Source organism: Chryseobacterium sp. RR2-3-20 (genome assembly GCF_017808115.1).
GTDB classification, from domain to species: domain Bacteria; phylum Bacteroidota; class Bacteroidia; order Flavobacteriales; family Weeksellaceae; genus Chryseobacterium; species Chryseobacterium oryzae.
On record NZ_JADQBD010000087.1, the window covers coordinates 1 to 9,687 of the forward strand.

At 32.1% G+C, this 9,687-nt stretch carries 10 protein-coding genes; 1 reads left to right on the forward strand and 9 read right to left on the reverse strand.

Annotated elements, in window-relative coordinates; genetic code table 11:
- Positions 1–532: 532 nt before the first annotated feature.
- The 8 genes from IV513_RS14000 to IV513_RS14035 form a co-directional block, all read right to left on the reverse strand.
- Positions 533–2,185, reverse strand: coding sequence for a hypothetical protein (locus tag IV513_RS14000; RefSeq protein WP_245168956.1), 1,653 nt, complete (start codon positions 2,183–2,185; stop codon positions 533–535).
- A complete protein-coding gene (locus IV513_RS14005; RefSeq protein WP_209391178.1) occupies positions 2,154–2,792 on the reverse strand; it encodes a hypothetical protein in 639 nt (212 codons plus the stop codon). Before IV513_RS14005 ends, IV513_RS14000 begins: the two co-directional genes overlap by 32 nt.
- A gap of 29 nt (positions 2,793–2,821) precedes the next feature.
- Complete coding sequence (locus tag IV513_RS14010; protein ID WP_209391179.1) at positions 2,822–3,028, reverse strand: WG repeat-containing protein; 207 nt, start codon at positions 3,026–3,028, stop codon at positions 2,822–2,824.
- An 18-nt stretch (positions 3,029–3,046) separates the two neighbouring features.
- Positions 3,047–3,841, reverse strand: coding sequence for an SDR family oxidoreductase (locus IV513_RS14015; RefSeq protein WP_209391180.1), 795 nt, complete (start codon positions 3,839–3,841; stop codon positions 3,047–3,049).
- A gap of 72 nt (positions 3,842–3,913) precedes the next feature.
- Complete coding sequence (locus tag IV513_RS14020) at positions 3,914–5,137, reverse strand: 3-phosphoshikimate 1-carboxyvinyltransferase (protein ID WP_209391181.1); 1,224 nt, start codon at positions 5,135–5,137, stop codon at positions 3,914–3,916.
- A complete protein-coding gene (locus IV513_RS14025; RefSeq protein ID WP_209391182.1) occupies positions 5,134–6,366 on the reverse strand; it encodes a WG repeat-containing protein in 1,233 nt (410 codons plus the stop codon). Before IV513_RS14025 ends, IV513_RS14020 begins: the two co-directional genes overlap by 4 nt.
- On the reverse strand, positions 6,366–6,692 hold the full coding sequence (locus IV513_RS14030; RefSeq protein WP_209391183.1) for a nucleotide pyrophosphohydrolase: 327 nt from the start codon (positions 6,690–6,692) through the stop codon (positions 6,366–6,368). The genes IV513_RS14025 and IV513_RS14030 overlap by 1 nt, the downstream gene beginning before the upstream one ends.
- Positions 6,693–6,770: 78 nt before the next feature.
- Positions 6,771–8,177 (reverse strand): hypothetical protein, encoded by a 1,407-nt coding sequence (locus IV513_RS14035; RefSeq protein WP_209391184.1) that lies wholly within the window; start codon positions 8,175–8,177, stop codon positions 6,771–6,773.
- Between the two features lie 281 nt (positions 8,178–8,458).
- Between IV513_RS14035 and IV513_RS14040 the strand changes: the two genes are divergently transcribed.
- Positions 8,459–8,710, forward strand: a complete 252-nt coding sequence (locus IV513_RS14040; protein WP_209391185.1) for a type B 50S ribosomal protein L31 — start codon at positions 8,459–8,461, stop codon at positions 8,708–8,710.
- 57 nt (positions 8,711–8,767) lie between these two features.
- Here IV513_RS14040 and IV513_RS14045 read toward each other — a convergent pair whose 3' ends face one another.
- Positions 8,768–9,556 carry a LuxR C-terminal-related transcriptional regulator gene (locus IV513_RS14045; RefSeq protein ID WP_209391186.1) on the reverse strand — a complete coding sequence of 263 codons (789 nt, stop codon included), beginning with the start codon at positions 9,554–9,556 and terminating at the stop codon, positions 8,768–8,770.
- Positions 9,557–9,687: the final 131 nt, after the last annotated feature.

Consider the following 9,687-nt stretch of genomic DNA (forward strand, 5'->3'; position numbering starts at 1 on the left):
TGCTCCTCAGCATTGCTCACTTCCTCTTCCAATCAACCGCAAAATATTACGAATTATTTTTGACAAAAACACCAACTATTTTTGACCACATTACCTTAATTAAAATCTAAATCCAATCCTAATATCAATCCAAATCCTAAAAGATGCTCTTAAACGCATTCAATAAACACTGAAATATATTGAATTGGCAATTATATCTTTGATTGGTTTAATGTTAATTCCAACTCAAAAAAATATCTCCATACTTATTTCGTTTTAATCAGTTTAAACAATATGTTTTTTTCATAATACTGTGGTAAATGATTGTTTAAATGTTCTTATCATAAAAATTCTGGTAAGTAAGATATTTAATAGGAGTTAAGAATATTAATCCACGGTAATTATTCATTTAACCCCATCATAAACACTATGCTTATATTTGGTTTCATAATGTATAATAATTGCTACATTTTAAGCCCATAATTTACCTATTTAAGCTTAAAATGGAATGATGTACTACACAAAGTAAAAGCTCCCTAAAAAGATCTGAAAATCAGAAGCGACTTAATATTCCCCAGTGAATTTTTATATCATTAAATTTGAATGGATTACCGAATTCGTTCCCATTAGAAAGCTGAAAACTCATTAATCCTATAGGAATAAAAAAGTTAAAACCAAGACCTACGCTGTACAATTTGGGTTTTACATTTAGGGATTTGTTGTTAAGCTGACCGTACTGTCCAAACACGTCAAAAAATGCCTGATTTCCTATGAGATATCGGTATTCCAGTCCAGCGTAATAAAAGAAATCTGCGGCAAGTGAGTTTTCATTAAAACCGCGTAACGAATTCCATCCTCCAAAGCGGTATAGCTCATTGGCAGAAAAATCTATTTTTGAATCCATCATTGCACCTTCGCCTTTTATGTTGAGGAAATGATTGCCCTTGATGTTATAGTTATATTCTCCAAAAAAATAGAACTGATTTTGTTTAGAATCTATATTTTCCAACGTATATTTTGTTGACAGAAAATCGTATCCTACATTCAGTTTAGATTTATATAAAAACAAATCTATATCTGAAGGTTCGGTCATATCGAAGAAAATCCCAATCCCTTTTTTGTTGTAGTCTTTACCTTGGGTATACAGACTGTCGATAATTGTAGAAGATTCGAATGTACCTCTAAAGCCTATTCTCTGACGGTTGTTGATATGATAATAAAAAGCAGGCAAAGCCTTTACATTGGCAAATGTAGAATCTTGTCGGAAAATATTCACTTTCATATTCAAACCAACATTTGAACTGAAAAGATAAGGAATGTCACTCTGTAAATCGAAAGTCTGACCTTTATCCGGGTTTCTCTGCCAATATAAGTTTAGTGTTTCGAAACCGTTGAACATATTTTTGAAATTCACATTAAGAGTACCATTTAAAGTGAATTTGTCTTTTTTATCGTTTCCAAAACCGATAACGCCATCAAAACTGTTGGTTTTCTTCTTTTCCATAAACAGATAAATCTGTGTAGAATCTTTTGTAAAGAGAGTCTGGGGCTGCCTTTCTAAACTGATAAAAGGATGACTTAAGAAATTTTTATTAATAGCAATAAGGTTTTTTTCGTCGTAGGTTTTTCCTTTAAAGTCTTTATCCAGATTTTTTATAAAACGTTTCGGAACTTTAGTATACCCTTTTACCACAAAGCCATCTATAGTACGTTTATTATTTTTATTGATTTCGAGTTCTACAACAGGATACCCCTTTTTCTGTCCTTTGAATTTAGATTTAATTCTGCTGAATGCAAAACCATCATTTATATATTTTTTACTGATATTCTGTTTTACTGAATCTAAATTTTTAGTAAAAAACTCTTTTTCAAGCTTTAATTGATGAACAATAGAATCTGAAAGTGAAACATACGATTCGTTAAAATTTTTCCCTTTATCATAATAAATCAATGTACTGTCGCCTTTTAATTTTACATCTTTCAGCTCTGTGAAAAAATAATTGCTTTGAGCCAGGGAATCCAGAAACTTTGCCGCAGAAAGAGAATCTTTCACTTTCTTTTTTACTTTGGTTTCGGTATCTATAAGAAAATACTGCTTTTTCTGTGCCTTGAAAAAAGTACAGCAGCAAAGCATTACTACCATGCAAAATGAAAAGATTTTTATAGGTAAAAATTTAGCGATAAACATATTCTTTTCCTGTTTCATCAATATAGAATTCCGTTCCGTTTCGCTCTGCTAATAGTAAACCATTATCGTAGAAAGAATCTAATTTGTCGTAATAATTTTTATTAATGTATTTTTTTTGCTGAAAGTTGTAAATTCTGTATTTCCCTTTACTGTCTTGTATTTTAATTAAATTTCCTGATGGATGAACGGGAAAATAAGGCATGAAATTTTCTGCAAATTTCTTTCCGCGATCAGAAAAATACAAATTGGAGGTTTTGGGATCTAAAGATTTTCCTATAAAATACGCCTGGTGCTTCCCTTGTGAATTGCTGAAGCTTTTAGTTTCTATTATTTCGAAATCTGCAGGAATAATAACTGTTCCTTTTTCATCAGTAATTCCGTATTTCTTATTTTTTGTAATTCTGAACAATAATGGATTTTTAGCTGCTATTTTAACATCATCAAACTTACCAATATTCTGTTTTTTGAAATCATCAATTATTTTTTCATCCTTTTCTCTTTGCATCATTTCCGCCTGACGAATTTTACTTTCAGATTCTGTTAAAATATCCGAAGATGAATTTTCACTGGCTCTCGAAAGATTGTCGCACGGTAATTCGGTATTGTCTGTAAGAATACATTTCATTTTCCTGTCTTCGAAAACTTTTGCGAGAGTTATTTTTTTACTTTTCGCTCTGTTTTATCATACCGTTCATACTCCGCAAAAGGATTTGCTCTATCATATTTTGCTGGGATTATTAATGTGTTTTTAGCATCCATAAATCCCCATTTACTTCCAACTTTCACCGGAATAAGTTTGCCATTCTGAGCACAGAACAGAAAAGGAAGCAATAAAAACAAATATTTAGCTACTTGCATCATACCATTATTTAACCGGATTTAATCAAGTTTATTGTATTTCTTCATTAAATTCTCGTATGTTCCCTGCGGAAGAATCCATTTCAAAGGAACGCCAATTTTTTGCCCGAATTTCCCGAAATAATAATGTGCTTTCCATTTCTTTTTGTTTAAAAGACCTTCAACATATTCAGCAACTTCCAAAGGTTCTGTTCCGTCCCCAACATGAGAATTCATCAAAGCATACACTTTATCGAAAACATTTTTGTAAGGTTCTGAAACTTCTGTACGAACTCTGTTTTCTGCAATATTGGTTTTAATATCGCCAAGATGCAGCGAACAAACCTCAATATTCCAAGGGTAAACTTCGTATCTCATCGCTTCCGTCACTTTATCCAAAGCAGATTTGGAAGCAGAATAAAACCCACGAAAAGGCAGCCCCATCTCACTTCCGATGCTGGAAACGTTGATAATCTGTCCAAACTTATTTTCACGCATTTTCGGCATTACAGCACTCATCATTTGCACCGCACCCACAAGATTCAGATTGAATAATTTTAGAATATCTTCTTTGGAAGAATCTTCTACGGCACCTACCATACCCATTCCAGCATTATTGATGAGCACATCAATTTTTGTTTCTGTTTTTAAAACTTCTACAATCGCATTTTGTACCGCTTCATTATCGGTAACATCCGTTGGGATAGACTTGAAATACTTACTTTCAGTTAGTTTTCGGCTTAAACCGTACACTTTATGACCTTTCTTCCCGAAATATTCTGCTAACACGAAACCAATTCCGGAAGAAGTTCCTGTAATAATAATGGTTTTTGACATTTTATTTTTAGTCTATTTTTTTAGTTTATAAAAATAGCGATTTAATAGGTAACGGATATGAAACAAAATATATCATTCCTTAACAAGGATTTTATCCAAATCTTCCCAAAACATCGGATAAGATTTTTCTACCACATTTTCGTCTTCAATATTCAACTCTTTGAGCAGACAAAAAGGTGCAAAACTCATTGCCATTCTGTGATCCTGATATGTTTTAATAGAAATATTATCTTCCGGCTCTGTAAAATTAACTGATTTGATGGTTGATTCCGTAATTTCGGTTTCGCAACCCAGTTTTTTCAATTCTATATTTAAAGCTGAAAGTCGGTCTGTTTCCTTCACTCTTAACGTTCCCAAACCTGAAATTTCAAATGGAATTTTTAAGGCAACCGCCGTTACACAAAGCGTCTGAGCAATGTCAGGACAATTATTCATATCCAAAATAATCTTTTCAGGAAACTGAAAGTTTTCTATGGGCTGAAGAGTAACTTGATGTTCATCTTCATTGAAAATCGTTTTTATTCCGAAGAAATCTTCGTAAATTTTCGCAATTGCAGCATCTCCCTGAGTAGAATTTTTGTAAAAACTTTTCAAATGAATTGTTTCTCTTCCAATCGCCGCAAATGAGTAAAAATACGACGCAGAACTCCAGTCGCTTTCTATTTCATAATTGATGATGGATGATGGATGGTTGATAAATGGTTCAACTTTAATCGAATTTCCTTCAAAAGTATTTTCAATTCCGAAATAAGTTAAAATACTGAGCGTCATTTCAATATAAGACCTGGAAGTAACTTCACCGATAAGATTTATTTCTAAACCTTTCTCTAATTTTCCTGCAATTAACAGTAAAGAGGTAATAAACTGGCTTGAAATATTTGCCGGAACATCCACTGTTGTCTCTGTAATAGACTTTCCTATAATTTTCAATGGCGGAAAACCTTCATTTTCTAAATATTCTATTTCAACACCAAGATTTTGTAAAGCCGTTACCAAATTCTTAATCGGTCTTTCTTTCATCCTTTTTGATCCGGTAAGAATGGTGGTTTTTCCTTCCTGAATAGAATAATAGGAGGTAAGAAAACGCATTGCCGTTCCTGCATGATGAATATCGACCACTTCGCTGTTTTCAGACAAAGCCCTTTGTAACAATTGAGTATCCTGAGAATTAGACAGATTACCAATTTCTATATTTTTAAACAATTTTTCTAAAATCAACAAACGATTCGAAATGCTTTTCGAACCGCTTATTTGTATGTTTCTTCCTGAAATTAATTTAGATTTTGTGATGATCATTTCTTGTAATAAATTTTGCCGTCTTTATTTGCGTAACCTATAAAATTCTTGTCTTTGTCATAAAGTTTAAAGAGATGAAACCCTTTTCTCCCATAATCTCTTCTGAAAAACAAAGGAAAATCCTTAAATTCTGAAGTAATAAACTCCAGATTTTTATTGCTCGCAACAAAAAACTGATAATTATCTCCTGTTCTCACTACAAAACCAGATTCGTAAATGGCATGCCCATCCGCTGAAAAAATTTCGTCATATTTTGGAGGAACAAGCCATTTGTTATCTCTCACAAGAAAATAACCTATTTTCCCGTTTTCTTTCTTCAAATATCCATAATCAAAGGTGGCATCTTTGTATGTTATGGTTAATTTTTCACTTCTGTCGGGCTCTATATATCGGTAAAAAGAATCTGCATACCCAATCTTTTCCAAAGCATTCTCAGGAATAGACGGTTTGCCCGCAGGCGGCATTTTTATCCCTTCCATTGCGGGTGGTGGCATAGAATAAGTGGGACTGCTCAAGGAACGGTCAGAATAATAATCTTTTACAACTTTTATAGGTTCTCTCTTTTCAGATTCTATTTTGCCGTTATTAAAATTTAGGGTAAGATTTTTTTCAGATCGGTTTAGATCCTGGTAAATAATTGAAAACGATTGTGGAAATTTATCGTAATTGGTATCTACTTCATAAGAGTTTTCAAAAAAGGTTTTAATGATTTTTTTTTGTTTTTTATCAAACAAATGTAAAGAATACCGGTTCTGCGTGGAGTATAGCAAAAGCAACGCTGTTCCTGTAAGTGCGGGCTTTTCGTTTTTTCTGCCATCTATTACAATAATGTTGTTATAACTTTTTCCTAAAAGAGGTTCTCCGCTTTTGTTGTATAAATTTTCTGAGAGATAATCCGAACTTCCATTAGAATACATAAAATCCTTGCTGTTTTTTACAAGAACCCCAATTACAAAATCTTCCTGATTATCAAAATAAGTATAATCGCCGTCTTTTATAATAATTTTGTTGTTCAGAATATAAGAAGCTTTATTCTCTTTTCTGACGGTAAAATCATTATTATATCCTACAGAAATTTCATCGTAATTAGCCGGAATAATCATTTTGCCGTTTTCGTCTGAAACACCAAATTTATCGCCTATTCTGAACGGAACATAAACCTGCGAATCCTGCGCCGTGAGAGATAAGGAAATTATGGATAGAATAAGCAAATAGAGAGATTTCTTCATTATTTTAATTTTTCATTGTTTTGATGCCTGTCTTTATCGCGGTCTGTTTTAATTTTCATCTTTTTATCGAATGCTTCCTGCAAATCAACTCCGGTTTGGTTGGCTAAACATAAGGTTACAAAAAGCACATCTGCCAATTCTTCTCCTAAATCTTTAGTTTTATCGCTTTCTTTTTCGCTTTGTTCACCATATCTTCTTGCAATAATTCTCGCCACTTCGCCCACTTCCTCAGTTAACATTGCCATATTGGTAAGTTCATTAAAGTAACGGACGCCAATGGTTTTTATCCATTCATCTACTTGATGTTGGAGATTTTTTATTTCCATATTAAAAAATATTGCTGAAACATTTTCAAAAAAAACCGTAAAAAATAGCTCTTAAGAATTTATAAAAAATTAACTGTTTTACTGATATGCACCCAATGTAGGATTAGAAGTTCTGGACACTCCAACAATATCAGTAGGAACAGAATTAGCTACAGCCAGATCTCCTTTATTTCTTGCTGGAGAATCTGCTTTTACTCGTAAATTCATTTTAGCGGTAAAATAATTTATAAACTTAGGATCCTGATTTTTATAACTTTGAATTACATCCATACTGCTATCAAAATTAAAACCTGCAGCACTAATACCGGAATATTTCAATAAACTGTTCTGAATGGTAAAATTAAATAACTGCCCAGGAACCTGTTCAAATGTTACCGAATTATCTCTGTCCGAATAAAAAATACTGTTTTTAAGATTCAGATGAAGTGAACCCAATTCTGTCTGTCCGCTTTCATTTTTATATTCATTGGTTACAAATAATGCATTTCTTGGGAACTGATTCATTATTTGAGAATAATTTACAATCGTAGAATGTGTAAAATCATACATTCCACCTTTATAAATTCCAACGCAAGACTCTCCACAGTTATTCATTACCAAATTTGAGGCATTAATATTGGAACGAATTGCATAAATCCCATATTCCTGAAAAGTATGAATGAATGAATTACTGATATTGGCGGTTACCTGTTTCATATCTAAACCTCTTTTTCCACCAAATAATCTTGCATGATTCATGTTTAGTGTAGAACCTTCTGCCATTTTAATAGAATTCCAGTTTCTTGGAATGGTGTCATAATAAGTATCATTTCGATCCCCGCGTAATACAACCTCTTTATTTAAAGTACCGTTAATATTAAGATATGCTCCGGCTGAAACCTTCATTCCGCTGTTTTTGTGGAAATAAACTTTTGTACCTTCTTCTATATCTAAGCTTACATTAGGATTTATGGTAAGATTTCCATAAATGATTTTGGCTTTATTATTTGTCCAAGTAGTATTATTGCTTATTACATTGGGATTGGTAGGAGTTTGAATGAAAAATTCGGCATCCTGAACTACTGAAAACAAAGTTACATGTTGCTGTGCCGCTCCTGTTGTAAATAAAACTCTGTCTTCCGCGATTGCTTCGGGTCCGGAAGCCTGCGGAGCAATTTCCACAAAAATATAAAGACTGTCTTTTTTTCTTAAAGGTACATTTTGAAAATCGTAGCCAGGTTTTCCGTCTACATTAATTCTGTATAAAGAAGATGCTCCTTTTTCTAAATGAATTCTGGGAATCATTACATCTTTATCTTCATTATTAAAAACTTTTACGGCATACGTTTCGGATCTTATCTGCTGATAAACGGTATCGCAGAAAACCGTATCTCTGGAAAATCTTAACTCTCTAGAAGGAGAATCAAAACTGATATCATCCTGATTGCAGGAAATCGTGAACAGCAAAATTAAAGAAGAGAAAAACAGTAATGATTTAAGTTTCATAGCCAATTATTATTTCTTTTTTAAATTCTTTTATGCTCTAAAATTCATCAACAAAATTGAAAAATCTAAATTCAAGCGTATAAAAGTCTTCGGAAATTAATTTATATACGTTTCAAATTTAACGAAAATACTTCAATATTGTTGTTATTAAAAATTTCTCTGCATACTATTTGCAAATAATAAAAATATTTGTATTTTTGCAACCTAAAATTTAGCAGAGAAATATCCATTACTATTTCGAAAGCAAAGTTTAATTTTTTTAAAATTATAAAAGTTTACACATGAAAAACGGAATTCACCCAGAAAATTATAGACTTGTTGTTTTCAAAGATATGAGTAACGACGAAATGTTTCTTTGCAAGTCTACAGCAGATACAAAAGATACTATCGAGTTTGAAGGAACCGAGTATCCATTAATTAAAATGGAAATCTCTTCTACTTCTCACCCTTTCTACACAGGAAAAACTAAATTAGTTGATACTGCAGGTAGAGTAGATAAATTCATGAACAAATACAAAAAATTCGCTAAGTAATTTTTTGATTTTACCATATTTTAAAAGTCTTCCGAATTTCGGAAGACTTTTTTTGCTTTAAACGATACCATATTCTATTGCTCTCTTAACCAATTCTGAAACTTTATTACAATTCATTTTTCTGAGAATATTTTTGCGATGAGTAGTTACTGTATGGTAAGAGATATTTTGCTTTTCTGCAATTTCTTTTGCCGACAAACCTTCTACTAGAGAAGAAAGTATCTGTATTTCTCGTTTAGTAAGAGAAAAATCTATTTTTATTTTTCCTTTTTCATCATAATACATTTGGTGAAAATCACTTCGGCTGCCTATCCCTGAAATTATAACTGTGTACGGGTTTTCTTTAATAAGATGTTGAACATTAGAATGAATGTTAATTGCCTGAAGTAAATTTCCTCTTTCGTCTCTATAAGTATGAATCGCTTGATGGTGAAACATTTCATAACTGCCATTTCCTGTATCCATTCTAAAACAGTAGCTAGATTTTAATTCTTTTTGATTTTCCCATCCTATTTCATACATTTTCTCAATAGCCATTCTCTCTGCTTTCATTACAAACTCTAAATCTTCCGGATGAATAAGGTCTATAATATCTTTTAGATTATGCGGAATATTATCTAACCTATGTATTTTTAAAATATTTTGATGCACACCACTTATACTGCTGTCGTGAAAGTTGATGGTGTAGTAATAAAATTCTCCCGGAGCAAACATACCTCCGATAAAATCTTCAATCTTGGGAACTGGAAGTTTAATTTTTTTATTTTGAAGGATTTCCGGATAATCATTCCATACCTCCGTAAGCTGATGCGCTTTTATAGCACCTGTCTGAAATTTATCTTTCATGATTTTAGTTTTCCATAAAATTAATAAAAATTATTTTGATTATCCGTTTTTAATCATAACCCTGTAATGTTAGCAATAATAAGCCTTTCAAAGAGGCTATCTCCAAAATATCTTCGATTTAGCTTGTAGAT